Consider the following 24699-nt stretch of genomic DNA (forward strand, 5'->3'; position numbering starts at 1 on the left):
GGGCCCGACCTCCCGCGAAGGCGGCTGCGCCGCCGCGGGCCACAGGGCGGCTGTGCCGCCTTGGGATCACCATGGCGGCTGCGCCGCCGGGGATATCACCATGGCGGCTGCGCCGCCGGGATCAGCCCGCGCGGGCGACCCGCTGCAGCAGGTCGATGAGCTGCTGCTGCTCCTGCTTGTTGAGGTCGCTGGTCATCTGGCGCTCGTGGGCGCGCACCTTCGGGATCAGCTCGTCGACGAGCCGCTCGCCCTCGGGGCTCAGCTCCAGGGCGTAGGAGCGGCGGTCGGAGGGGCTCGGCGCGCGGACGACCCAGCCGCGGCCCTCGAGCCGGTCGATGACGGCCACCATGGTCGAGCGGTCGATCCCGACGGCGGTGCCGAGCTCGGACTGGCTCAGGCCGGTGTTCTCGCGGATCAGGATCAGCACGCCGAACTGGCCGGGCGTGATGTCGTAGGGCGCGACGGCAGCCTGGAAGTTCTGGAAGACGGCGATCTGCGCCTTGCGCAGGTTGTAGCCGATCAGCTCGGGCAGGAGGCCGGGGCTGAGCTTCGAGCGATCATCGCGCGGACGCTTGGTGACGGTACGGGTGCTATCGGGCAAGGGAGGCCCCATCAAGTTGGAGACCATCGGTCACATGCGGAGACCTTAGGTCGGACTGCGGCCGCAGTACAGCCGCGTTGTTCGTAATACCAAACGTTATAACGCGCATCTGCACGAAAGTCGCTGCTTTTGTTGCGCCGCAGCAAAATTTTCCCGCATCGTGGAGTGAATGCGTTTTTCACTTATCTGCCATGCGTCTGGCGCGGTGGTCGGCGCCCGCTACCGGTTCACATCGCTTTGGGGAGGGGCGGATCCGTTCGCGGGCCGCCGGCCCGGATACCGGTTTCCCCTGCCGCCCGGGCTTTCCGAAAGGTCCTTCCGGCGCCCGGCTTCCCCTGGCCGGGCGCCTCCCCTCCCCTCCGCGCGGGCCGCGGCTTGGCATCGCGGGCCGAACCCGGTACGTCTTCCCCGGAAAGCACGAACACCGACCGAGGGACCGACCGGCATGAAGTCAGCAATCCCGCTCTGGGACATCCCGAGCCTTGCGATCCAGGGACGCGCCGAGCGGTTCCCGGTCCGCCGCATCTACTGCGTGGGCCGCAACTATGCCGCCCATGCGCGGGAGATGGGCCATGATCCCGACCGCGAGCCGCCCTTCTTCTTCCTGAAGCCCGCGGATGCCATCGTCCCCGATGGCGGCACCATGCCCTACCCGCCCGCGACCGCCGATCTTCACCACGAGATCGAGCTGGTGGTGGCGCTTGCCAGAGGCGGGCGCGATGTTCCCGCCGAGCATGCCATGGACCTGGTGTTCGGCTACGCCGTCGGCCTCGACATGACCCGGCGCGACCTGCAGAACCAGGCCAAGAAGGCCGGGCGGCCCTGGGACATGGGCAAGGGGTTCGACCATTCCGCTCCCTGCGGCCCGGTCGTGCCGAAGGAGGCCGTCGGCGACGCCTCGAAGGGCGCGATCTGGCTCGACGTCAACGGCGCGCGCCGGCAGGTCGGCGACCTGTCAGATCTGATCTGGAGCGTGCCGGAGACCATCGCCTATCTCTCGGGGCTGGTGGAGCTGATGCCCGGCGACCTGATCTTCACGGGCACGCCCGAGGGCGTGGGCGCGGTGGTCCGCGGCGATCGTCTGCACGGCCATGTGGATGGCGTGGGCGACATCGAGGTCGTCATCGTCTGATGCGCATCGCGACCTGGAACATCAATTCAGTCCGGCTGCGGCTGCCGCTGGTCATGCGGCTGCTCGACGAGGCGGATCCCGACGTCCTGTGCCTGCAGGAGACGAAGTGCGTCGATGACGCCTTCCCTCGCAACGCCTTCGCGGAGCGCGGCTACACGCATGCCCACATCCATGGGATGAAGGGCTACAACGGCGTCGCCATCCTCTCGCGCCGCCCCATCGAGGGCCAGGAGGTGCTGCACTGGTGCGAGCGCCAGGACTGCCGGCACGGCGTGGCGCGCGTGGACGGGCTGGAGATCCACAACGTCTACGTCCCCGCGGGCGGCGACGTCCCCGACCCGGCGGTGAACGAGAAGTTCGCCCACAAACTGCGGTTCCTGGACGAGCTGGCCGGCTGGTGGCCGCAGGAGCGCTCGTCCGACCGGCCCATGGTGCTGGTGGGCGACCTGAACGTCGCCCCGCTGGAGAACGACGTCTGGTCGCACAAGCAGATGCTGGGCGTCGTCTCCCACACGCCGGTCGAGGTCGAGAAGCTCGGCGCGGTCCAGCGCTCCATCGGCTGGATCGACGCGATGCGGGCCTTCGTGCCGGATACCGAGAAGCTCTACACCTGGTGGAGTTACAGGGCCCAGGACTGGGCGGCATCGGACCGCGGGCGGCGGCTCGACCACGTCTGGGTGACGCCGCCGCTGCAGGACCGGCTCCGCGGCATCCGGGTCCTGCGCGAGGCGCGCGGCTGGGAGCCCAAGCCCTCGGACCACGTGCCCGTGGTGCTGGACCTGGCGGACTGATCCCGGAGCGCCGCGCGTGCCGTCGAGCACCGTCCGGGCCGGCACCTTCCGCTACGGCCGGCGCGCCCTGCGCGGCGACGCGCTGCGGGCGATAGCGGGGCTCGTCCTGACGCTGGGGCCCCTGGCGCTGCTCCCCGCCTCGCCGTGGGTTGCGGCGGCGCTGGGCGCGGCGGCCGCGGTCTTCGCCGCCTTCGGCGCCCGCACGGCCCTGCGCGCCGCCACCGCCGTGGAGTTCGACGATGCGGGCATCCGCGCCGTCGGCCCGCTCGGAGCCAGCATTGCCTGGGCCGAGCTGCGCGAGGTGCGGCTGGACTATTACGCGGCGGGGCGCAAGCGCCGCGACGGCTGGATGGTCCTGCGGCTGCGCGGGGCCGGGCGCGTCCGGCTGCGGGCCGAGAGCAGCCTGGACGGTTTCGAGTTGGTGGCGGAACGCGTCGCCGAGGCCGCCCGGGCGCGGGGTCTCGCGCTTTCGGAACGGACGCTCGCGAACTTCCTGGCCCTCGGCATCGACGCCGATCCGGCCCCACGGGACCAGGATGGCCGGGGGCGAGGAGGAAGGGGCAGCCGCCCGCAGCCCTGACCTCCGGGGCGGGGCAGCCGCGGGGCGGTCCCCGGGCAGCCCTCCTGCGCACTTGTGCCGCGGCTGCGGCTCGGCCCTAATTTCCAGAATAATTCCTGGAGGAGAGCCCAATGCAAGTGGCAGCGATCCTGAAGCGCAAGGGCGACGCGGTGGTCTCGGCCGACGCCGGTTCCAGCGTGCGGTCGGCGGCGGCCCTGCTGACGGAGTATCGCATCGGTGCCGTCCTGGTGCGCGGTCCCGACGGAACGATCCACGGCATCCTCTCGGAACGCGACATCGTCCGCGGCATCGCGCTCGAGGGCGAAAGGGTGCTGGACCTTCCGGTCGAGGCGCTGATGACCCGGGACGTCCTGACCTGCCGACCCGACACGTCCGTCGCCGAGCTGATGCGCACCATGACGGAGAAGCGCCTGCGTCACCTGCCGGTGCTCGAGGACGGGCAGCTGGTCGGCATGATCAGCATCGGCGACGTCGTGAAGGTGCGCGTCGAGGAAGCCGAGATGGAAGTGGAGATGCTGCAGGGCTATATCGCGGGCTCGCACTGAAGGGCGGGGCCGGGCCGCGGTTGCTCCGGCGCGGGCCCGCGTCGCCGGAGTCCCGTCCGCGCCCATGGCCGCCAAGCTCAGCAGGGCCCAGATCGCCCATCTCGTCCGGATCGACGCCGGCGGCAGCGACGGGCTGCCGGCCGCCGGCTACACCGGCTCGGCCGCGGAGATGCGGCTGGCCATGCTGGGGCTGATCCGCGCCTGGTCGGTCGATGTCCCGCTGGGCATCGGTGCCCTGTCCACCCGGATCCGCTTCGCGGAGCTGACGGAAGAGGGGCACAAGGTCCACGCCGCCCTCGGCCTCCCGCTGTCCGAGCGCGACGCCGACTTCCTGGCGAGACCCGGCGGCGTGTGCCGCGAGGACGACGCGCGCTACCGCACGGCTGCGGCGCGCGGCCATGTCCATCCCGTCGCCCGGTTCGAGGGCTGCGTCGTCTGGGAGCGCACGCCGGCCGGCGCCGCTGCCCTGGATACCCATCGGCCCGAATCTCCGGGAACCACCGGCCGGTCGTAGGCCGGAGCCTTCCCGCACCTCGACCTCAGAAGCCATCCCGCTGCGGCGCGGATCGGTTTCGCACATAGCCGGATCGGTTTCAAACGAAGCCGGATCGGCGCCCCGGCACATGAAATTGAAACCGAGCCCCCCGACAGTCCGCATGCGGCCTGGATGGAAACGCGCACGGGCCGCGGCGGCAGGACGGGATCGTCGCGAGTGAGTCGGGCCCCGCATCGCCCCGGGCACCCACCCCGTCCGCAGCACCGTCGTTCCGGGTGGGAGGCGTGCCGCGTCCACCGGTTCGGCCGACATGGCTGCAGGGCCCTGCTGCCCCAAGCGTGAAAGCGCCATAGTCCCGGGAGGAACAGCATGTCGTTCAAGACAGGGCCGTTGCCGTCCGCACGCCTGGCCGGCCGCATGAGATCGGCGCTGGCCGACATCGGCGTTATCGTCACGGCCATTCCGTCGCAGGTCTGCATCCAGTTGAAGGGCAACCGTACGCGCCTGTTCGCGTCGATCCTGACCATGAACCTGCTCTGGGCCGCATGGATGGTGCTCGTCGAGCGCTTCGTCGTCGGGATGTCATGGACGGCCATGGCAGAGCTTCGCTTCTCCGCAATGCTCTGGAACACGCTGGCAGCCGTCGTCTGGACGGGACACATGGAGCAGGGTCTCTCCGCGGTGTGGCACCGCGCCTCCGGCAGGCGATCGCCGTTGAGGTGGTACTGGACGGCCCTGGCCGTTTCGCTGATCTCGCAGGTTCCGGTCCAGGCCGCCGCCTATATGCCGCCGATCCTGTGGGGTGACGCGCGCTGGGAGGAGGTGAGGTGGTCGTGGGGCTTGGCACTGCTCTTCTCGCCGGTCATCGGCATCCACTTCAGCCGAATTCACTCAGGGATCGAGACGCTCCTGGATCGGGTACTCGGCCTAAGGCGCCAGCCCGGGTGGAGCTGACAAGCGACAGGACAGGAGCAGCACGGCGCCGGCGGTGCCCGTCGTTCCCGGCAGGATGATGCCGAGCTGCCATCGGTGGCCCTCTCTGCATCCATGGAGAGAAACCATGGACCGTGCCCAGATCGAGGCGATCCTCGACCGGATCACCTCGGCCGGGAGGAGCATCGTCTTCGACTTCGCGCTGCCCCGCGCGACCGCCGGGCTTCCCGGCGGCCTCGTTGGGCGGCCCCGGATCCGGGCGGCCTTGAGATCCCCCCGAGATCCCCCGCCTGGGATCGCGCCGCCGTGGCGTCCGCGCGGGGCTCGGTCGCGGTGCCCGCAGGGCTCCCCCGATTGACAAGGAAGCGCTTCCGCGCGCAGAGAAGCGGGATGAGCCAACAATCCCGCCTCATCACGCCCGTCCTCCTCGCCGGCAGCCTCGTGGTGCTGGTGGGCTTCGCGATCCGGGCCTCCTTCGGCGTCTTCCAGCTTCCGATCGCCGTGGAGTTCGGATGGCCACGCGCCGAGTTCTCGCTCGCCATCGCGATCCAGAACCTCGCCTGGGGCTTCGGACAGCCGCTCTTCGGCGCCTTGGCCGAAAAGATCGGAGACCGCAAGGCGATCGTCCTCGGGGCACTGTCCTATGCGCTGGGGCTCGTGCTCTCGGCCGGCGCGACCCTGCCGATCCAGCACCACCTCTACGAGGTGCTGGTGGGCATGGGCATTGCGGGAACCGGGTTCGGGGTGGTGCTGGCGGTCGTGGGGCGGGCCTCGTCGGACGAGAACCGCTCCATGTCGCTCGCCATCGTGACCGCTGCCGGGTCGGCCGGGCAGGTGCTGGGGCCGCCGCTGGCCGAAGGCCTGCTGGCGCACATGCCGTGGCAGGGCGTGTTCCTGGTCTTCGCGGGACTGGTCCTCGCGGTGCTGCTCGTGCTTCCCTGGATCCGCACGCCCGCCCCGGCTTCCAGGACGGAGCTCCAGCAGAGCATGGGCGCAGCGGTGATGGGTGCGCTGCGCGACCCGAGCTTCGCGATGATCTTCCTGGGCTTCTTCTCCTGCGGGTACCAGCTCGCCTTCATCACGGCCCATTTCCCCGCCTTCGTGGCCGAGGTCTGCGGGCCGATCATGTTGGGCGGCGTCCTGCACACGATGGGGATCACGACGACCAGCGCCCTGGGCGCGGTCGCGATCTCGATCATCGGGCTCGGCAACATCGTGGGAACGCTGGCCGCAGGCTGGGCCGGGAAACGCTTCACGAAGAAGTACCTGCTCGCCGGCGTCTACACGGGCCGGACCCTGGCCTCGGCCTGGTTCATCCTGACGCCCATGACGCCGACCACCGTGCTCGTGTTCTCGGCCGTGATGGGAAGCCTCTGGCTTGCGACCGTGCCGCTGACCTCGGGCCTCGTCGCGCATATCTACGGACTGCGCTACATGGGCACGCTGTACGGCATCGTTTTCCTGAGCCACCAGCTCGGAAGCTTCGTCGGGGTCTGGCTCGGCGGCCAGCTCTACGACGCCTACGGCAGCTATGACGCCGTATGGTGGATCGGCGTCGGCGTCGGCGCTTTCAGCGCGCTCGTGCACCTGCCGATCCGGGAGGGCACCCGGCCGCTCGCGGCCGTGCCGGCCGAATAGGGCGGCTGCGCCACTTCCGCGGAGGTGCTAGCGCACCTGCCAGGTGCGCTGCGGGCCCACATCCACGTGAAGGTGCTTGCTGCGGGGATAGAAGGCCCAGCCGCCGCGGCCGAGCGCCCTCGCCGCCTGGACCAGGCGATCGCCATCGACCCCCGGGATACGGATGTCCGCGGCCATGCCGCGCAGGTGGTAGCTGTTCTCGGCGACCTGTGGGTCGGTCCGCGCCAGGGTTGCGTTGGAGCGCGGCGAGCGATAGCCCGAAACCACGTGGATCGGCGCCTCCTCGGGAAGGCCGAGCCGCGTGCGGAGGTCCCAGAAGAGATCAGCCAGCGCGGGATCGAGCGGGCCGACCTCCCCGGTGCGGCGGTCGCGCATCACCTGGGCGAGGGCCGAGAGCCCCTGCGGATCGTAGACGTCGCCGCGCCTGTAGACCGCCCGGGCGGTCTCGCCGCTCCAGGGATGCTGGAGCGTCAGGCTGCGCGCAGCGCCCAGTTCGCCCACAGGTGACGGGGGCAGGGGCGGGGCGGCGGCGCAGGCGCCGAGGAGCAGCAGGGTCAGGGCGGCGAAGCGCCCGGAATGCGCCAAGTCGGGGATCCTCCGGTCTCGGTCCGATCCGGTCCAGTCCGGCCGAGGATCCCGCGTCACGCTTAAGGGATGGTTTAGGGCCGCCACCATTCAGGTGGGGCGGATTCGGTTAAGGAGGGCTGTCGCTGGTTACCTTTTGTTAAGCTTAACGAGCCTATAAAGCCTCATCGCATCTTTGGTGCGGTTCCTCCCAAACGTTGAACTCGCCCCGTCCGGTCGCCCGGGCGGGGTTTTTCTTTGGGGCTCCGGCCCGGTCGCGGGCCCCGGGCGGCTGCTCCCTCCCGACGCCCCCATCCCGTGGCACTCCCGGATCGCCCCTCCGAATGAGGTGTGTTGATCGGGCCGCCTCCTCCCACCATGTCGGTCGCGCGGTCGGCTCGGGAACCCGGCGACCGCGCAGGACGACAGCCGATCCCGGAGGAGCGCCGCGAATGACGCCCAGAAGCCTGTTGCCGATCCTTGCCGCCGCCATGCTCGCGACTGCGCCGGCCCATGCGCAGACTGCCGGCGCACGGGCCCAGGAAACCATCGTCGGGAGCGGATCGACCGCGGTGCGCGTCGAGACGCTGGCGAGCGGCCTGCAGCGGCCCTGGGGCCTCGCCTTCCTGCCGGACGGGCGCATGCTCGTGACCGAGCGGACGGGATCGCTGCGCATCGTGTCCCGCGACAGCCAGCTTTCCGAACCGGTGGCCGGCGTTCCCCAGGTGGTCGCGCGCGGGCAGGGCGGCCTGCTGGACGTCGCCCTCGATCCCGACTTCGCCACGAACCGGCTGGTCTACCTGACCTATTCAGAGCCCGGGGAGGGCGGCGCCTCGACCGCCGTCGCGCGCGGCCGCCTGGAGGGGGGCCGGCTGGAGCAGGTCCAGGTGATCTTCCGCCAGCTTCCCAAGGTGGATGGGAACAATCACTTCGGCTCGCGCCTCGCCTTCGCGCCCGACGGGACCCTGTTCGTCGGCCTGGGCGAGCGCTTCAAGTTCGATCCCGCCCAGGACCCGGCCAGCCATCTCGGCAAGGTCGTGCGAATCAACCGCGACGGCTCCGTGCCGCAGGGCAACCCCTTCGCCGGCCGCGGCGACGCGAGGCCGGAGATCTGGTCGCTGGGTCACCGCAACATCCAGGCGGCGGGCATCAACCCCGCCACGGGCGAGCTCTGGGTCGTCGAGCATGGGCCGCGCGGCGGCGACGAGGTCAATGTGGCCGAGGCCGGCCGGAACTACGGCTGGCCGCTGGTGAGCTGGGGGCGCCACTACGACGGCACGGACATCCCGGACCCGCCGAGCCGGCCCGAGCTCGCGCAGCCGATCCACCAGTGGACGCCGGTGATCGGCGCCTCGGGCATGGCCTTCTACGGTGGCGACCTGTTCCCGGAATGGAAGGGCGACATGCTGGTCGGCGGGCTGGTATCGCGCGGGATCGTGCGGCTCGATTTCGACGGAAGGCGCTTGGTCTCGGAGGACCGGCTGGACCTGGGGGCGCGGATCCGCGACGTGCGCCAGGGCCCGGACGGCGCCGTCTATGCCCTGACGGATTCCGATTCGGGCAGGATCCTGCGCCTCTCGCCCGCCGGAGAGGGCGGCGTCACCGCTCGTTGAACCAGATCACGCCGGCGATGATCCCCGCGATCACGCCGAACAGCACGGCGAGCAGGACGAGGCTGCGCAGGAACTGCGCGATCTCGCCCTGCTTCCAGGCGCTGCGGCCGAGCAGCCCCAGCAGCACCAGGAAGGCGAGGCCCGACCATTCAAGCCTATCCATGACTCAGCGCGGCCCCTTGCCGCGCGCCAGCGCCGCCACCTGGTAGAGCGCCCGGGCGCACAGCGTGCGATCGGGCATGCCGGTGCGCTTGCATTCGGCCTCGGCCTCGGTGAGCCGGTCCAGGGCCTGGCGCAGCCCGGCGGGCGTCCACCGCCGCGCCTGGGCGAGGAACTGGTTGCGGGTCTTGAAGAACAGCGGCGGCTTCAGCGCCCCCGCCGCGCGTTCCAGACTGTCCCCGCGCGCGACCTGAGCCACGACGAGCTGAAGCCGCTGGCAATGGCGCTGCGCCGCGCGCAGGATGCCGACCGGCGACTCGCCCTCGCCGTAGAGCCGGGCGAGCGCCCGATCGACCGCTGCGTAGTCGCCGTCCGCCGCCGCCCAGACGGGGGCGTCGAGCTCCATGGCGCCACTGTCGCCGATTACGGCGCGCACGTCATCCAGCCCGACCTCGCGCTCCTCCCCCATATAGGTGATCAGCTTCTCGATCTCGGCGCGCGCCAGCAGCCGGTCGCCGACCAGCGATCCCGCGAGCTGGGTCAGCGCATCGGGAGCGGCGGTCTTCCCCGCGCCGCGCAGCATCTCCGCAATCGTGCGTGAGAGCTCGCCCTCGTCCTCGACATAGCAGGGGATGGCCGTGACGTTCGCCCCGTCCTCGAACAGAGCCCGCAGCTTCGATCCCTTGCCCAGGTCGCCGGCCTCGACCACCACGAGGGTGTCGCCGGGCGGCAGGTCGCCCAGCAGCGCCGCGAAGACCGGGCACAGCGTGTCCTCGGCCCCGCGCACGCGCACGCAGCGCCGGCCGCCCGTGAGCGCCATGGCCGCCACCTCGTCCGCCAGACGCGCTTTGTCCTTGGCGAGCTGGTCGGCCGGAAGCTCGGCGATCCGGAACGGGTCTTTCAGGTCCGGCACCACCCCGCGGGCGAGCAGGTCCGCGCGCTCGCGGACGAGGCCGCCGTCCGGGCCGTAGACGAGCACGGCCCGGATCTCGGGGTCGGGCCTGCGGAGGAAGGCCTCGATGCGGTTCGCCGGAAGCTTCACACCACCACGTTGACGATGCGGTTGGGGACGAGGATCACCTTGCGCGCCGGCTTGCCCTCCATGGCCCGCTGCACGTTCGGCTCCGCCAGGGCCGCGGCCTCGGCCTCGGGCTGGGCGGCGTCACGCGGCAGGTCGATCGTGGCGCGCAGCTTGCCGTTGACCTGGACCGCCACCTTCACCGTGTCCTCGACCACGAGGGACGGATCGGCCGCCGGCCAGGACTGGTCGGCCAGCAGACCGGTGCCGCCGATCCGCTGCCACAACTCCTCGGCCAGGTGCGGCATCAGCGGGTTGACCAGCTTGATCAGGACCTCGGCGCCCTCGCGCAGGGCCCATGCCTGATCCTCCGGCGCGCCCTCGCCCGCCCCGTCCAGCTCGGCCAGGGTGTTGGTGAGCTCGCGGATGCGGGCCACGGCCTTGTTGAAATGGAAGCGGTCCAGGTCCTGGGTGACCGCGGCGATCGTCTTGTGGGTCGCGCGGCGGGCCGCCAGGGCCTTCTCTCCGAAGCTGGCCGGCGCCGGGGCGCCGTGGGGCGGCAGCGGCAGCGACGGCTCGGTCACGAAGCGCCACAGCCGGCCGACATAGCGCCAGGCGCCGTCGATCCCGGCCTCGGTCCATTCCAGGTCGCGGTCCGGCGGGCTGTCGGAGAGGAGCAGCAGGCGCACCGTGTCCGCGCCGTAGGTCTCGACCATGTGCTCGAGTCCGACGACGTTCTTCTTGGACTTCGACATCTTCTCGAGGCGGCCGACCTCGACCGACCCGCCGCCGGCCCGCTTCACCGGGCGGCCGTCGCGGATCTCGACCTCCTCGGGATAGAGCCAGTCGCCGCCGGCCTCGCGGTAGGTGGCATGGGTCACCATGCCCTGGGTCATCAGCCCCGCGAAGGGCTCGGCCAGGTCCAGGTAGCCGCAGTCGCGCATGGCGCGGGTGAAGAAGCGGGAATAGAGCAGGTGGAGCACGGCGTGCTCGACGCCGCCGATGTACTGGTCGACGGGCAGCCAGTACTGCGCGGCCTCGCGGGTGAAGGGCCCCTTGGCATACTGCGGCGACGCGAAGCGGGCGAAGTACCAGGAGCTCTCGAAGAAGGTGTCGAAGGTGTCGGTCTCGCGCCGCGCCGCGCCGCCGCATTGCGGGCAGGAGACGTGCTTCCAGGTCGGATGATGCTCCAGCGGATTGCCGGGCCGGTCGAAGCTGACGTCCTCGGGCAGAGTGACCGGGAGCTGGTCGCGGGGCACCGGCACGACGCCGCAGGCATCGCAGTGGATCACGGGGATCGGGCAGCCCCAGTAGCGCTGGCGCGACACGCCCCAGTCGCGCAGACGGTAGACCGTCGTCCCCTCGCCGCGGCCGAGCTCCTCCATGCGCGCGATGGCGGCACGCTTTGCAGCCTCCACGTCGAGCCCGTCCAGGAACCCGGAATTCCGCAGCAGGCCGGGCCCCGTATAGGCCTCGTTCTCGACGGAGAAGGTCGCAGGATCCTCGGTCTCGGGGACCACGACCGGGATCACCGGCAGGTCGTACTTGCGCGCGAAGTCGATGTCGCGCTGGTCATGCGCGGGGCAGCCGAAGATGGCGCCCGTGCCGTATTCCATCAGCACGAAGTTGGCGATCCAGACGGGCAGGGTGCGGTCCGGGTCGAAGGGATGGGCCACGCGCAGGCCGGTGTCGTGGCCGAGCTTCTCGGCCGTCTCGATGGCGGCCTCGCTGGTGCCCAGGCGGTTGCACTCGGCGATGAAGGCGGCGACCTTCGGGTCCTTCTCGGCCAGCTCGGCTGCCAGGGGATGGTTGGGCGACAGCGCCACGAAGGACGCGCCGTAGAGCGTGTCCGGGCGGGTCGTGAAGACCTCGATGGTGTCCGGCCGGCCGACCATGTCGAAGCGGAAGCGCAGGCCCGACGACTTGCCGATCCAGCGCTCCTGCATCAGGCGCACCTTGTCCGGCCAGCGGTCGAGCGTGGCGAGCGCGTCCAGCAGCTCCTCGGCATAGTGCGTGATGCGCAGGAACCACTGGGAGAGCTTGCGCTTCTCCACCGGCGCGCCGGTGCGCCAGCCGCGGCCGTCGATCACCTGCTCGTTGGCCAGCACGGTCTGGTCGACCGGGTCCCAGTTGACCCAGCTCTCCTTGCGGTAGGCCAGCCCCTTGTCGAGGAAGTCCAGGAACAGGCGCTGCTCGTGCACGTAGTATTCCGGCGTGCAGGTGGCGAGCTCGCGCGACCAGTCGTAGGACAGGCCCAGCAGGCGGAGCTGGCCACCCATCACGTCGATGTTCTGGAAGGTCCACTTCGCGGGATGGACCTTGTTGGCGATCGCCGCGTTCTCGGCCGGAAGTCCGAAGGCGTCCCAGCCCATGGGATGCAGGACGTTGAAGCCCTGGGCGCGCTTGTAGCGCGCGACCACGTCACCGAGCGCGTAGTTGCGGGCGTGGCCGACATGGAGGCGCCCCGAGGGATAGGGGAACATCTCCAGCACGTAGTATTTGGGCCTGGACGGGTCCTCGACCGCGCGGAAGGTCCCCTGCGCGTTCCAGGCGGCCTGCCATTTGGCCTCGGTTTCCTTGAAATTGTAGCGCGACATCGGCCGTCCTCATGGTCCTGTGGCGGGGCGCCCCGACCAAGGTGCGGACGGCGCCGCCGCGGCGCAACCCGACAAGCCGCGGGTTGCGCCCGATAAATGCTGCTGCTGGTCTCAGCTCTGCGGCGCGGAGGCGAGGCGGAGCTGGCGCGCGCGCGTCAGGATCGCGTCCTCGAGCTGGCGCTGCGTCTCCGGCGTCACCGCCGAGTCGCGCCACTCGGTCCCGCCGGCGCGCTGCTGGCGGAACACCGCGACGCGGATCCCGTCGGCGCGGAGCTGCCGGTCCAGGATGTAGACGTTCACCTTGAAGCGCTCGTTGGGCGTGTCGGCCGGCGAATACCAGTCCGTCAGGATCACGCCGCCGAAGGGATCGGCCGAGACAACCGGCATGAATGCCAGCGTGTCCAGCGAGGCCCGCCAGAGATAGCTGTTCACTCCGATCCCGGCCGAGCCCTGGTCGGTGTTCTCGCGCCGCCGCGGCCCGCCGAACAGGTTGAAGCCGCCCTCGCCGCCGAGGAGGCTGCCGTACTGCTCGTACTGCCGCTCCATCTCGTCCTTGGGATACTCGGGCGTGCTCTGGATGCCGCTGCATCCGCCAAGGACGGCGAGCGCGGTGCCGGCGAGAACGACGAGCGGGAATCGGCCGAGGCCGGTCGGGCGCTGGGGCTTGGAGATGCTTGGCATGCCTTGGTCGTCGATGGTTTTGCGCGAACATAGAGAGAAGGGTCCGCGCGCTCAAGCGAATCGATACCCCGAAAAGAGAAGGGGGGCCGACTGGGTCGGCCCCCCTCCGTTCCTGACTGCGGTTCGGATTAGAACAGCAGCTGGGTACGCAGCATGACGATCGTGGCGTCGTTGCCGGCCGGGATCACAGCGCCGGCGGTGTTGGCCGACTCGGAGTCCACGAAGTAGCCGTCGACCATCACGTTCAGGCCGGGAGCCACGGTGTACACCGCGCCCACGGACCAGACGGTGTCCTCGAGGTCGCCACCGGTGCCCGTGAACTCGGACTCGGTGCGGCCGTAAGCGGCGGCGACGCCGATCGGGCCGTTCTTGTACGACACGCCCGCGTTCCAGCCGGTCTGCTCGCCGGTCAGCGGCGCGCCGAGCAGCGTCGGGTAGGAGTTCGGCGACGGGTCGTTCACGAGCGGACCCTTGTTGTCGAAGTAGGTGCCGCCGACGGTGAAGCCGCCGAAGCCGACAGCAGCGCTGACGTTCCAGAGGCGCATCTCTTCCTGGATGGCGGTGTCTTCGTCACCGAAGGTGTAGCCGCCGCCCAGGTTGACCGTGGCGCCACCGAACTCGCCCTTGTAGCTGGCGGCCAGCTCGACGACGTCGTTGTAGCTGGTGCCGGGGACGCGGCGGAGCAGGCTGTTGTTGTCGCCGGTCTGGTCGTACTCGGGGGTGTAGCCGGCGCCGACCTGGAAGCCAGCGAGGTTCGGCGAGTAGTAGGTGATCTTCGTCGCGCGGTTGAAGTAGTTCGACGGAACGTACTGGAACAGACCGCTATTGGTGAAGTTCTCGTAGTTGCCGTCGAGCTGGCCGATACCAACCGCCGGGGCGAAGCCCGTCAGCTTGGTGACGGCGCCGTACTCGTCGCCCATCTCGAGGCGGCCGAAGCCACCGCCGACGTAGATGTACTTACGCTCGGCGTAAATGTTCTCGCCGTTCGTGGTGCCCGCGGTCGAGCTGGCGCCGTGGTTGGAGCCGGTGTTGCGGAGCCGGACGAAGGCGCCGTAGGTCAGGCCGTTGTCGGTCTTGCCCTCGGCGGTGATCGGGAAGCGGACTTCCTGCTGGAAGTTGATGTCCTTCGAGTTGGGCTGGTCGTCGTCAACCCAGGCGGCATCGAAACGGATGTCGCCGCCGAACTTGACGGTCACCTGAGCCGCGGCGCCCTGCGCCATCACGGCGGTGCCCAGCAGGGCGGCCGTGCCGAGAAGGATCTTCTTCATGTGATCATTTCCTTGGTTATGGAGAAGAGGTCGCCCGACCCCATCGATCGCGGCTTCAGTTAGGGCGAATTGGTAGGGGCCGGCAACATCTGTCGGTCGCCCATGTGTCTCTTTCGGACCCCCCGTTGCACCAGAGCAACACAGCTTCCCGGCAGCCCCTCCGCCGCGCTGCGCTGCGGGAGTTCGACAGCCATCCCGCGCGCCCGCGTGATGTTTCGCGCGAAGCCCTGTTCACAGGTCCGTGCACGGGCTCTAGCCCAGAAAGACAGACGGGAGAAGAACATGCGTCGTATCGCGATCTGCCTCGCCTCGGCGGCGGCCCTGATGGCCGGCTCCGCCATGGCCCAGACCACCAATTCCGGCGTGACCAGCAGCCCCAGCAGCCAGTCGGGCATGCAGCAGCTCCGGGATCCCACCGTCAGCCCCTCGGTCAACGGTCCGAACAACTTCGATTGCAGCATGCAGAAGAACGCCCCGGAATGCGCGGCCGGCGACCCCGGCGCGACGGCATTCGGGTCCAGCGACGCTCCCGGCCAGGGCTCTGCCGGCGGCAGCAGCCAGGGCAACCAGGGCACCGGCGGCGGGTCTTCGGGTGGCGCCACGGGCGGCGCGGCCCAGTAAGGCCGGCTTTCACAAGGTCTGACATCCGGCGCCGGCAGGCGCGGGTCCCGCAGGAGCGCGGGACCACTCGTTCGAGCCCGGGGCGAAACCGCCCCGGGCTTTTTCCATGCCTGGGCTTGTTCCGTGGCCCGGCGTTGCGCCTGCGGCGCGCCGGGGCTTGCGCGCCCTGCGTTGCAGGCTATGAATTCCCCGAAGCGATCAGGCGGGAAGCGGGTCCATGGCCGACCAGGAGATCAGGCACGACGTGGCGGCGGCGCTGGAGGGGCTGCGCGCGCGCATCGCCGCGGCGGCGCTCCCCGGTGCTGCGCCCAAGCTGATCGCCGTCTCCAAGTTCCAGCCGGTCGACGCGGTCGAGGCCGCCCTGGCCGCCGGACAGCGGGTCTTCGGCGAGAACCGCGTGCAGGAGGGCAAGGCGAAGTTCGGCCCCCTCCGCGAGGATTGGCCCGACATCGAGCTGCACCTGATCGGCCCGTTGCAGACCAACAAGGTCCGCGATGCCGTCGCCGCCTTCGACGTGATCCAGACGCTGGACCGGCCGCGCCTTGCCGAGGCGCTCGCGGCCGAGATCGCACGCAGCGGCCGCAGGCCGCGCCTCCTGGTCCAGGTGAATACCGGCGACGAGCCGCAGAAGGCCGGCGTGCCCACCGGCGAGGCGGACGCCTTCATCGAGTCGTGCCGCGCCGAGCATGGCCTGGCGATCGAGGGGCTGATGTGCATTCCCCCCGTCGACGAGGACCCGTCGATGCATTTCGCCCTGCTCGCGGACATGGCCCGTCGTCACGGCCTCGACGTCCTGAGCATGGGGATGAGCGCTGATTTCGAGACGGCGATCCGATTCGGCGCGACCCATGTGCGGATCGGCACCGCGATCTTCGGCGACCGCCCGCACGCGCCGGCCGGGACGGATACCGGCACCGGGGGGCCGGCCTGACTGCCCGCTATCGGGCGGGTGCCGTCTCCACAACGATCGAATCGCCGGGCCGGCAGTCCTCGAGCAGGCGCAGCAGGTCGGGCAGCGCTAGCGCCACGCAGCCCGCGGTCGGCTCGTAGCCTGCCTTGGCCACGTGCATGAACACCGCCGAGCCCGCGCCGGGCACCACGGGCTCGTCGTTGTGGCCGAGCACCACGATGGCATCGTAGACGCCGTCCTCGCGCCAGAGCTCCTCGTGGGAGGCCCCGAAGGGAAGGCTCACGGGCCGGTTGTAGTCGGCGTGGGAGGGATCGTCGCACCAGCCGTCCGCGGGCCCGATCGGCGAGACCGGGAGGCCCGTCCGCGGCGCGGCGATCCGGTCGGACCGGAAGAGGACCCGGCGCAAGGCGAAACGGCCGACCGGCGTCGCCCCGTCACCTTCGCGCTTGTCCGTCCGGATGCCGCCGCGCCCGAGCGCGCAGCGGAACGATCCGCCGGGCCAGACCAGCCGGCCGTGGGTGCCCGAAACCTCGGCGCGTACCAGGATATCCATGCCGCCTCCGGCCCTTGCGAAGTCAGGTCAGCGATTTCGCGCCGGCAGCGGACGCTGTCAAGTCGGACCCGGCGTCCGGGCCGCCTGCGCACCGGCGGGGCGGGACCCGAGCCTGGCCGAGTTCTCGTACTTGCTGAGGGCGGCCATCATGGCATCGGCGATCAGCTCCTTGGGCAGCGGCGTGGGGCCGGAGGCGGGCCCCGGGGCCGCGCCTGGGCCCGCCGATCCGGCGGAGGCCGCCCGAGGCTGAGCGGCCTGCGACGGCGGCGCCGCGCCCGGCCCGGAAGGCGCCGCCGGGGCAGTGGCCTGCGGCGCCTGCGCATTTGGTGCGGCCGGCGTCGAAAGGGCGAGCTGCGCCGCGGCGGTCTGCGCGGCACTCTGTGCCGCGACGGCGCGGCCATGCGGCTGCGCGAGGGCGAAGGCACGGCCGGCGCCGCCGTCGCGTGCGGGCACCCTGAAGCCCTGGGCCGGAACCTGCGCCTGGGCGGCGACGTGCGCGGCGGCGTTGCCAGGGCGGCCGGACGTGGCCACGGCAGCCTGCCCCGCTAGGGCGGCATCCGCCTCGGGAGTGCCCGCCCTGGCCTTCGTCATGGTCGCCAGCGATGCCGAGGCGGCCGGGCCGGCCGCTGCGACCTCAGCGGAGTGCGCGGTGGAAGGCGCGGCGGAGTTCTTGGCGACGGCCGCGGCGGGACCGATGGGGGCGGATGCAGATGCCGCGGCGGAACGCGCGCCGGCCTGCGCCGCTCCGGCCTCGGCGACCATCGACCCTCCCTCCGGTGCCGATTCGCCGCCGAACAGGGCGAGCACGTGTTCTCCTGGCCCCTTTCCGGAGACCGCTTCGACACCGACCGCGGCGACGGAGGCCATGAAGCCGATGGGGCCGCCGAACAGCGTGCCGCCCGCGACCTGGGCCGTGGGCTTGATCGTGTCGCCGGTGATCGCCCGGTAGATCGTGTTGACCACCGGGATGTGCTGGAGCGGGTTGACGACGTCCACGAAGTCCCAGAAGCCGAGCTCCTGCTCCTCGGATCCCGCCTGGGAATCCGCGATGCCGGGAAAGCGCGGGTCCGACGGGCTGTCGAACCACATGCGGCTCGGGCGGGCGGTCTCGGGCGGCGGGGCTGCGACGTCCATGGCGGTCTCCTTGCGGGGGAGACCACGCAAGGCCCGTGCCAGAGCATTGCCCGGGGCGGGGCGCCTGGATTCCTGGGGATGGTCCGCAGCCGAGGCCGCAATGCACCGGGCCGGGGCCCGGCAGGAAGTGCCGGGCGGCCAAGCCTGCCCGGTCGGTTCCGTTAGAAGTCGGCGCCGCTAGAACAGGTGGCCGCTGCGCTCGGCCTTGGTGCGCAGATAGGCCTCGTTGTGGCCGTTGCTGGCGAAGACGTGGGGCACGCGGCCGGCCACCTCGATGCCGCAGCGGGCCAGTTGGCCCAGCTTGTCGGGGTTGTTGGTCATCAGCCGCACGGCGCTGAAGCCGAGCCCGCGGAGCATCTCGGCCGCGGGAAGATAGACGCGCTCGTCGGGCTCGAAGCCCAGACGCGTATTCGCGTCCACGGTGTCGAAGCCGGAGTCCTGAAGCCGGTAGGCACGGAGCTTGTTCACGAGCCCGATGCCGCGTCCCTCCTGCGCGAGGTAGAGCACGACGCCCGCCCCCTGCGCCGCGATGGCCTTGATCGCGCCGCGGAGCTGGTCGCCGCAGTCGCAGCGCAACGACCCGAGAAGGTCGCCGGTGAAGCATTCGGAATGGATCCTCGCCAGGACCGGCCTGGCGGGATCCGGATCGCCGATCACGATCGCGAGGTGCTCGACACCGCCGTCGGCCGGGCGGAATGCGACGATCCGCGCGTTCTCGGCGTCCTCGAGCGGGACGCGGGCCTCGCCGACCCGGGTCAGGGTTCGCGCGGCATGGGTCTGGTAGTCGAGGACGGCGCGGCCGGGAACGCGCAGCAGGTCGTGGCGGGCGGCGATCCGGTCCGCCGCCGAGGTTGCGGCGGGGCTGCCGAGCTGCGCCGCGCGCAGCGGAAGAACCACGGCCGCAGGCAGCATCCGGGCGAGCTTGGCCAGCGCCACGGCGACGCCGGCCGGACCGGCGGCCTCGGCCGGCTCGGCCGTCAGCTCGCCGACCGGCATCGGCGGCTGCAGCGGGTCGACGAGACCCCGGATCCGGTCCGCGGTGATGCCGCCGGCCGTGCGCAGGACCATCACGGCGCCCGCCGCGTCCCCAATGCCGATGCCGGCGGCATCCTGGTCCGGCAGGCCAAGGGCCTCGGCGCGGGTGCGCGTGACCGCCAGCGCCGGCTCCGCGCCAGCCATGCCGGCCAGGGCATCGAGGCGGTGCTGGTCCAGCCCCTCGACCCCGGCCACCAGGGCGATGCCTGCTTCGGTCTCGACGAGCACGGCGTCGCCCCGGCGGAGCTCGGCGACCGCGCGGTCGACCGCGCGCAGCGCGCCATGGTCCAGCGGCGTCGCGCGGTCCTGGAGAAGAGCGGAGGACGAGGTCTTCATCGAGCGGGTCCGATAAGGGTCAGGCGAGACTATCGCTGCGGGACATCAAAACAAAGCCGCGCATCTTGCATCGTTCCAATGATCTGGGGACGCCCCTTCGGATCGGCCAGCCCGCACCGGCCTCGGCCTTTGGTCGGAGCGCCATCCGGGGCAGGGGCAAGGGGCACGAGCGGCGCCGGGCGGCCCCGCGCCTTACAGCAGCTCCAGCCCGCGCGGGATCCGATCGGGGGCGTCGCCGGCCAGCAGCGCGCGGACGCTCTCGACCGCCTGCACGAGGTCGTGGGGGGCCATGGGCTTTCGCAGGATGCCGAGCGCGGCGCCCCGCGCCTCCTCGGCGCGCAGGTCGAAGCCCGTCATGATCAGCGCCGGCACGCCGCAGTCCTCGCGAAGGCGGCGCGCGGTCGCGAGGCCGTCGTCGCCCTTGCCGAGACGCAGGTCGACGAGAGCCAGGTCGGGCTCGTGCTGGCGGGCCAGCCGCAGCGCCTTGGCAGCGGTGGTGGCGACGCCCAGGACATCATACCCTTCCCGTTCCAGCACCGCCTGGACGGCGGGGCCCACGAGACGGTCGTCCTCGATCACGATCAGCTTCATGGTCCACGCGCTTCCTTATGCAAGGCTGCGGACTTGGTGAATTCCCTGCCTCAGGTCAACCAGTCCCGACGATAGGCGTCGCCCGGATGGGCTCTGCGCTGAAGGCTTACCGCTACCATGGCGTGCGCAGCGCACCCCGGCGCGGACGAACGGAGCGCGGGCCTTCCAAATCGGCACGGCTTAACTATGATGCGCGCTCTTCCTGGAGCCGCGCCCGTGCCCGCCACCGATCCGTTTGTCCGCCTGTCCGTCGTCGTGCCGGTCTACAACGAGACGGAGAACGTCCTGCCGCTGCTCGCCGAGATCGAGGCCGCGCTGGCAGGCCGCGACTACGAGGTGGTCTTCGTGGACGACCAGAGCGAGGACGACACCGCCGTCCGGCTCGCGGGCGTCCTGGGTCCGCGGGTCCGGCTGATCCGCCACCGCGCCCGCGCGGGGCAGAGCGCGGCGATCCGCTCGGGCGCCCTGGCGGCCAGGGGCGAATGGATGGCGACGCTGGACGGAGACGGGCAGAACGACCCTGCTGACCTGCCGCGGCTCCTGGCGGTGGCCTGGGCCGAGGGCGGCCCCGAGCTCGTCGGCGGCCTGCGCCTGAAGCGCCGGGACACCTGGTCCAAGCGCGTCGCCACCAGGATCGGCAATGGGGTGCGCCAGGCCGTGCTGCGCGACGGCTGCCCGGACACGGGATGCGGTATCAAGGTCATCCGCCGCGACCTGTTCCTGCGCCTGCCCTTCTTCTCGGCCATGCACCGTTTCCTGCCCGCGCTGGTCCGCATCCACGGAGGAACGGCCCAGTACGTGCCGGTGAACCACCGGCCGCGGCAGCGCGGCGTATCGAAATACGGCAATCTCAGCCGGGCGCTGCTGGGCATCGTCGACATCATGGGGGTGGTGTGGCTGGGGCGCAGGACCCATCTGCCGGGCGAGGCCTCCGAGGATCTCGGATCCGGCGCAGGCGGCGACAGGAACGCGTCGGGCCGTGAGGAAGCTGCGCCAGGGGCAGCCCCATATTGACTTTCGGCGGCCCGCGGGTGCGAATCGGGCGCGCTTTCTCCGAGGTTTCGACATGAACTTAGACCTGTGGGTCGCTATCGGCATGCTCGGCCAGGGCATGTTCTCCATGCGCTTCATTTACCAGTGGATCTACAGCGAGCGCGTGAAGCGCAGCGTCATCCCCGAGGTCTTCTGGTACTTCAGCCTGGCCGGAGGGGTGATCCTGCTGGCCTATGCGATCCGCCAGCGTGACCCCGTCTTCATCCTCGGCCAGGGCGCCGGCCTGCTGATCTACCTGCGGAACATCTGGATGATCTGGCGCGAGAAGCGTGGGGCCGCGCCGCACGCCGGCAGCGCGGGCGTGGCGCCGCAATGACCACGGCCGCGGCCGGGACGGATTTGCCGGCGCGTGCCGGCATGCGGCTCGGCCGCTGGGGCGTCCAGGCGATCCTGCTGGGGCTCGCCCTTCTGTTCTTCGTGCCGGGTCAGGCATCGGTCCCGCCCACCGACCGCGACGAGGCCCGCTTCGTGCAGGCCACGCGCCAGATGCTGGAGAGCGGGGACTTCGTCGACATCCGCTTCCAGCAGGAGGCGCGTCACAAGAAGCCCGTGGGCATCTACTGGCTTCAGGCGGCCGCGGTCTCCGCGCTGGGCGGCCCCGAAGAGGCGCCGCTCTGGGCCTACCGCCTGCCTTCGCTTCTGGGAGCGGTCGCGGCCGCGATGCTGACGGGCTGGATCGCAAGCAACGCGTTCGGTCCGCTCGTCGGCCTGGCCGCGGGAGCGCTGATGGCCTCCACGCTGCTGCTCGGCGTCGAGGCGCGCATCGCCAAGACCGATGCCGTGCTCCTGGCGACGATCCTTCTGGCCCAGGTGGGGCTGGCTCGCGCCTGGCTGGAGCGCGCCGACCCGGAGCCCCTGCCGTGGAACCGCGCGGCTCCCTTCTGGGCGGCCGTCGGCCTCTCGATCCTGGTCAAGGGACCCATCGTCCTGCTGGTGACGGGGGCGACCGCGGCGGCGCTGGCGGTATTCGGCCGTGGCGCGGGCTGGCTGCGGCGCCTGCGGCCCTGGCCGGGCGTGCTCCTGGCCGTTGCGATCACCATGCCCTGGCTGGTGCTGATCACCCTCAAGACCGGCGGCGCCTTCTTCTCCGAGGCGGTCGGGCACGACATGCTGGGCAAGGTCGCGGCAGGCCAGGAAAGCAAGGGCTTTCCCCCGGGCTACTACACGCTGCTGCTGCCGGTGACGTTCTGGCCGGCGACGCTGCTCCTGCCGCCCATGATCGCCTGGGCCTGGTCGCGCCGAAAGGAACCGGCGGTCCAGTTCTGCATCGCCTGGATCGTGCCGAGCTGGCTGGTCTTCGAGGCGGTGCCCACCAAGCTCTTCCACTACGTGCTGCCGACCTACCCGGCCTTCGCGATCCTTGCCGGGGCGGCCCTGCTGGACGGCGCGGTGGCGACGTACCGGCGGCTGGCCCTGCTGGGACTTGGCCTCTGGGCCCTGGTCGGCCTGGCGCTGGCAGGCGGCATGGGGGGTCTGGCCCTTGCGGTGGAAGGACAGCTCGACGCTTTCGCCGCCCTGGCCGCCGTGAACGTGCTGGGGGTTCTGGCGGTGGCCGCCTGGATCTTCGGGCGCGGCAGGCCGGGCCGGGCTCTTGGCCTTGCGGCGCTGGGCGCGCTGCTGGTCTATGCGCTGGCCTTCGCGCATGTGCTGCCGGGCCTGTCTGCGGTCTGGGTGAGCCCGCGGCTGGCCGCCGCGGTGGAGGAGAACCGGCCATGCCCCGGGAGCCTCCTGGCCTCGGCGGGCTACAGCGAGCCCAGCCTGGTCTTCCTGACCGGCGCGCATACGGTGCTGACCGAGGGCGGCGGCGCTGCCAACCACCTGCTTGCGGACCCCGCCTGCGCCCTGGCCGCGGTCGAGACCCGGCAGCGCGCTGCATTCGATGCCGCCCTGGCCGCGGCCGGGCGCGTGCCTCAGGCGGTGGCGAGCGTCTCCGGCATCAACTATTCCAAGGGCCAGAAGGTCGAGCTGACGCTCTTCCGCCTGCCCGGAGAGCCCCGGTAGGAGCCCCGGAGCAATGCCGCCCGGCCCTCCCCGTCCCCGGCCCACAACCGAGCCCGCGCCCCGGCCGAGCCGCTATCCCGCGATCGTGCGCCTCTCGGCCTTTGCGATCCTGGTGCTGGTCGCCCACCTTGCCGTCGGCTCCATCGACGTCGTTGCCGCCCTGCGGATGCGCGAGACATCCGAGGGCGTCCGCGCCTTCTTCGGCGCGCTGACCGAGCTCGGCGATTCCAAATGGTATCTGGTGCCCACGGGGGTGCTGGGGGTTGCGGGCCTGCTGCTCGTCCGATTCGCAGGCCTCGCCGCGCGGCTGCGCGCCCTGCTGCGCTGGGGGTCCGGAGCCGCACTGTTCCTCTTTGCCGCCATCGCCATCTCGGGCATCGCCGCGAACGTGATCAAGGCGCTGATCGGCCGCGCCCGGCCGAAGCTGCTGGGGTTCGACGAGGTCCTGGCGATCTCGCCCCTGACACTGCGCGGCGACCTGCATTCCTTTCCGTCGGGTCATTCCAACACGGCCTTCGCCCTGGCCCTTGCGCTCGGCCTCCTGGCGCCCCGGCTGCGCCTTCCCCTGCTGGCCGCGGCCGCCCTGGTCGCGTCCAGCCGGGTCGTGATCGGCGCGCACTACGTCACCGACGTGGTCGGAGGCGCGGCGCTCGCCGTCGTCACGACCTACTGGCTGCGCTCGCTCTGCCTCGACCGCGGCTGGCTCTTCGCCGCGGGCCCGGACGGGTCGATCCGGCCCCGCCGGCCGGCGGTGGTCCTGGCTGCGCGGCTGGCCCGCGGCGCGGCATGGGCCCGGTCGCGGCTTCGGGGAACCCGTGCTAAGCTCCGCCGCCCACCGGCGGACAAGGGCGAGGTGGACGCCCCCGGCCGCGTGAAGCCGCTGTAGCGGCAGGGCGGGCAAGGGGAGGGATCGTGGGAACGAGCGCCGGCAAGAAGATCCTCGTCGTCGACGACGACGCGCCGCTGCGCCAGTCCCTGGCCGAGCAGCTTCACCTGCTGGAGGAATTCTCGACCGCCGAGGCGGGCGACGCGGCCAGCGCGCTGATGCTGGCGCAGAAGACCCATTTCGACGCGATCCTGATGGATGTCGGGCTTCCCGACATGGACGGGCGGGACCTGTGCCGCCTGATGCGGCGCGAAGGCGTGCGCTGCCCCATCCTGATGCTGACGGGCGCCGGGAGCGAGGCCGACACGATCCTCGGCCTCGATTCGGGCGCCAACGACTACGTGGTGAAGCCGTTCCGGGTCGGCGTCCTGCTGGCGCGACTGCGCGCGCAGCTCCGCCAATTCGAACAGAGCGAGGACGCGGTCTTCGCGATCGGGCCCTACACCTTCAAGCCGGCCCTCAAACTTCTCGTGGACGAGCGCGGCGCCAAGATCCGCCTGACCGAGAAGGAGGCCGCGATCCTGAAATACCTCTACCGTGCCGGGGACCGGCCGGTGCCGCGCGAGACGCTCCTGGGCGAGGTCTGGGGCTATAATGCGGGGGTCACGACCCACACGCTGGAGACCCACGTCTACCGGCTGCGGCAGAAGATCGAGCGGGATCCCACCAATGCCCGCATCCTCGTGACCGAGCCCGGCGGCTACAAGCTCGTGCCTTAGCCGCGGTTTCGCGGCCGTCCGAAGCATTTCCGAACGGGCCGGAGCGCCGCAGAGAATTCCCTGCGGCGCTCCGGCCCGTGCGCGTTGGTCGGAGACCGAGGAAGGCCTCGCCTCCCGAAGCGGACGGCACCAGCCTGTCCGCGGATGCTGCGCGCCGCTACCAGCGATAGCTCAGGCCGACCAGCGCGGAGAGCTGATCCGCGCTGCCCTCGCGGTCCACCAGCGGGCTGTCGGCGGCATCGCC

General features: G+C 71.1%; 26 protein-coding genes. 15 read left to right on the plus strand and 11 right to left on the minus strand.

Going from position 1 to position 24699, the window contains the following annotated elements:
• Positions 1–121: 121 nt before the first annotated feature.
• Positions 122–601 (minus strand): MarR family winged helix-turn-helix transcriptional regulator, encoded by a 480-nt coding sequence (locus tag JUB13_RS27100; protein ID WP_236025253.1) that lies wholly within the window; start codon positions 599–601, stop codon positions 122–124.
• Positions 602–1046: 445 nt separating this feature from the next.
• Here JUB13_RS27100 and JUB13_RS27105 point away from each other — a divergent pair, with 445 nt between their 5' ends.
• The 7 genes from JUB13_RS27105 (at position 1047) to JUB13_RS27135 (ending at position 6716) form a co-directional block, all read left to right on the plus strand.
• Positions 1047–1733, plus strand: a complete 687-nt coding sequence (locus tag JUB13_RS27105; protein ID WP_207484854.1) for a fumarylacetoacetate hydrolase family protein — start codon at positions 1047–1049, stop codon at positions 1731–1733.
• The gene (gene xth / locus JUB13_RS27110; RefSeq protein WP_207484857.1) at positions 1733–2524 is read left to right on the plus strand and encodes an exodeoxyribonuclease III; all 792 of its coding nucleotides are present in this window, start codon (positions 1733–1735) and stop codon (positions 2522–2524) included. Before JUB13_RS27105 ends, xth begins: the two co-directional genes overlap by 1 nt.
• 16 nt (positions 2525–2540) lie before the next feature.
• Positions 2541–3104, plus strand: coding sequence for a hypothetical protein (locus JUB13_RS27115; RefSeq protein ID WP_207484859.1), 564 nt, complete (start codon positions 2541–2543; stop codon positions 3102–3104).
• A gap of 110 nt (positions 3105–3214) precedes the next feature.
• On the plus strand, positions 3215–3649 hold the full coding sequence (locus JUB13_RS27120; protein WP_207484862.1) for a CBS domain-containing protein: 435 nt from the start codon (positions 3215–3217) through the stop codon (positions 3647–3649).
• Between the two features lie 64 nt (positions 3650–3713).
• On the plus strand, positions 3714–4163 hold the full coding sequence (locus tag JUB13_RS27125; RefSeq protein ID WP_207484865.1) for a hypothetical protein: 450 nt from the start codon (positions 3714–3716) through the stop codon (positions 4161–4163).
• Positions 4164–4514: 351 nt separating this feature from the next.
• Positions 4515–5099 (plus strand): hypothetical protein, encoded by a 585-nt coding sequence (locus tag JUB13_RS27130; RefSeq protein ID WP_207484868.1) that lies wholly within the window; start codon positions 4515–4517, stop codon positions 5097–5099.
• Between the two features lie 369 nt (positions 5100–5468).
• Positions 5469–6716: an MFS transporter gene (locus JUB13_RS27135; protein ID WP_207484870.1), complete on the plus strand. Its 1248-nt coding sequence runs from the start codon at positions 5469–5471 to the stop codon at positions 6714–6716.
• Between the two features lie 27 nt (positions 6717–6743).
• Here JUB13_RS27135 and JUB13_RS27140 read toward each other — a convergent pair whose 3' ends face one another.
• Positions 6744–7301 carry a YcbK family protein gene (locus JUB13_RS27140; protein WP_207484872.1) on the minus strand — a complete coding sequence of 186 codons (558 nt, stop codon included), beginning with the start codon at positions 7299–7301 and terminating at the stop codon, positions 6744–6746.
• A gap of 431 nt (positions 7302–7732) precedes the next feature.
• Here JUB13_RS27140 and JUB13_RS27145 point away from each other — a divergent pair, with 431 nt between their 5' ends.
• On the plus strand, positions 7733–8893 hold the full coding sequence (locus JUB13_RS27145; RefSeq protein WP_207484874.1) for a PQQ-dependent sugar dehydrogenase: 1161 nt from the start codon (positions 7733–7735) through the stop codon (positions 8891–8893).
• Here the strand turns inward: JUB13_RS27145 and JUB13_RS27150 are convergent.
• The 5 genes from JUB13_RS27150 to JUB13_RS27170 all read right to left on the minus strand — a co-directional run bounded on the left by JUB13_RS27150 (position 8880) and on the right by JUB13_RS27170 (position 14616).
• The gene (locus tag JUB13_RS27150; RefSeq protein WP_207484876.1) at positions 8880–9056 is read right to left on the minus strand and encodes a hypothetical protein; all 177 of its coding nucleotides are present in this window, start codon (positions 9054–9056) and stop codon (positions 8880–8882) included. The genes JUB13_RS27145 and JUB13_RS27150 overlap by 14 nt on opposite strands.
• Positions 9057–9059: 3 nt before the next feature.
• A complete protein-coding gene (gene holA, locus JUB13_RS27155) occupies positions 9060–10094 on the minus strand; it encodes a DNA polymerase III subunit delta (RefSeq protein WP_207484878.1) in 1035 nt (344 codons plus the stop codon).
• Complete coding sequence (gene leuS, locus JUB13_RS27160) at positions 10091–12667, minus strand: leucine--tRNA ligase (RefSeq protein WP_207484881.1); 2577 nt, start codon at positions 12665–12667, stop codon at positions 10091–10093. Before leuS ends, holA begins: the two co-directional genes overlap by 4 nt.
• A gap of 111 nt (positions 12668–12778) precedes the next feature.
• Positions 12779–13348, minus strand: coding sequence for a DUF3576 domain-containing protein (locus JUB13_RS27165; protein WP_207484883.1), 570 nt, complete (start codon positions 13346–13348; stop codon positions 12779–12781).
• 128 nt (positions 13349–13476) lie between these two features.
• On the minus strand, positions 13477–14616 hold the full coding sequence (locus JUB13_RS27170; RefSeq protein ID WP_207484885.1) for a porin: 1140 nt from the start codon (positions 14614–14616) through the stop codon (positions 13477–13479).
• A 282-nt stretch (positions 14617–14898) separates the two neighbouring features.
• Between JUB13_RS27170 and JUB13_RS27175 the strand changes: the two genes are divergently transcribed.
• Entirely contained in the window at positions 14899–15237 is a 339-nt protein-coding gene (locus JUB13_RS27175) for a hypothetical protein (protein ID WP_207484887.1), read from the plus strand.
• 217 nt (positions 15238–15454) lie between these two features.
• Complete coding sequence (locus JUB13_RS27180; RefSeq protein WP_207484889.1) at positions 15455–16168, plus strand: YggS family pyridoxal phosphate-dependent enzyme; 714 nt, start codon at positions 15455–15457, stop codon at positions 16166–16168.
• A gap of 7 nt (positions 16169–16175) precedes the next feature.
• Here the strand turns inward: JUB13_RS27180 and JUB13_RS27185 are convergent, their stop codons facing one another.
• The 4 genes from JUB13_RS27185 to JUB13_RS27200 all read right to left on the minus strand — a co-directional run bounded on the left by JUB13_RS27185 (position 16176) and on the right by JUB13_RS27200 (position 19796).
• Entirely contained in the window at positions 16176–16700 is a 525-nt protein-coding gene (locus JUB13_RS27185) for a L,D-transpeptidase family protein (RefSeq protein ID WP_207484892.1), read from the minus strand.
• A gap of 57 nt (positions 16701–16757) precedes the next feature.
• On the minus strand, positions 16758–17834 hold the full coding sequence (locus tag JUB13_RS27190; protein ID WP_207484895.1) for a hypothetical protein: 1077 nt from the start codon (positions 17832–17834) through the stop codon (positions 16758–16760).
• Positions 17835–18011: 177 nt separating this feature from the next.
• Positions 18012–19205 (minus strand): GTP cyclohydrolase II, encoded by a 1194-nt coding sequence (gene ribA, locus JUB13_RS27195; RefSeq protein WP_207484898.1) that lies wholly within the window; start codon positions 19203–19205, stop codon positions 18012–18014.
• Positions 19206–19397: 192 nt separating this feature from the next.
• Positions 19398–19796 carry a response regulator gene (locus JUB13_RS27200; RefSeq protein ID WP_207484902.1) on the minus strand — a complete coding sequence of 133 codons (399 nt, stop codon included), beginning with the start codon at positions 19794–19796 and terminating at the stop codon, positions 19398–19400.
• Positions 19797–20012: 216 nt separating this feature from the next.
• On the opposite strand from JUB13_RS27200, the gene JUB13_RS27205 reads away from it, so the two are divergent.
• From JUB13_RS27205 to JUB13_RS27225, 5 genes are read left to right on the plus strand one after another with little or no spacing between them, the layout of a single operon-like run.
• Positions 20013–20810: a glycosyltransferase gene (locus tag JUB13_RS27205; RefSeq protein WP_328703034.1), complete on the plus strand. Its 798-nt coding sequence runs from the start codon at positions 20013–20015 to the stop codon at positions 20808–20810.
• 52 nt (positions 20811–20862) lie between these two features.
• Positions 20863–21165 carry a lipid-A-disaccharide synthase N-terminal domain-containing protein gene (locus JUB13_RS27210; protein ID WP_207484908.1) on the plus strand — a complete coding sequence of 101 codons (303 nt, stop codon included), beginning with the start codon at positions 20863–20865 and terminating at the stop codon, positions 21163–21165.
• Positions 21162–22850, plus strand: a complete 1689-nt coding sequence (locus tag JUB13_RS27215; protein ID WP_236025254.1) for an ArnT family glycosyltransferase — start codon at positions 21162–21164, stop codon at positions 22848–22850. The genes JUB13_RS27210 and JUB13_RS27215 overlap by 4 nt, the downstream gene beginning before the upstream one ends.
• Before the next feature lie 13 nt (positions 22851–22863).
• Positions 22864–23736, plus strand: a complete 873-nt coding sequence (locus JUB13_RS27220) for a phosphatase PAP2 family protein (protein ID WP_207484918.1) — start codon at positions 22864–22866, stop codon at positions 23734–23736.
• Between the two features lie 26 nt (positions 23737–23762).
• Entirely contained in the window at positions 23763–24455 is a 693-nt protein-coding gene (locus JUB13_RS27225) for a response regulator transcription factor (protein ID WP_207484921.1), read from the plus strand.
• The last annotated feature ends 244 nt before the right edge of the window (positions 24456–24699 follow it).

It is taken from the genome of Arenibaculum pallidiluteum, from assembly GCF_017355985.1.
In the GTDB taxonomy this organism is placed as follows: domain Bacteria; phylum Pseudomonadota; class Alphaproteobacteria; order Azospirillales; family Azospirillaceae; genus Arenibaculum; species Arenibaculum pallidiluteum.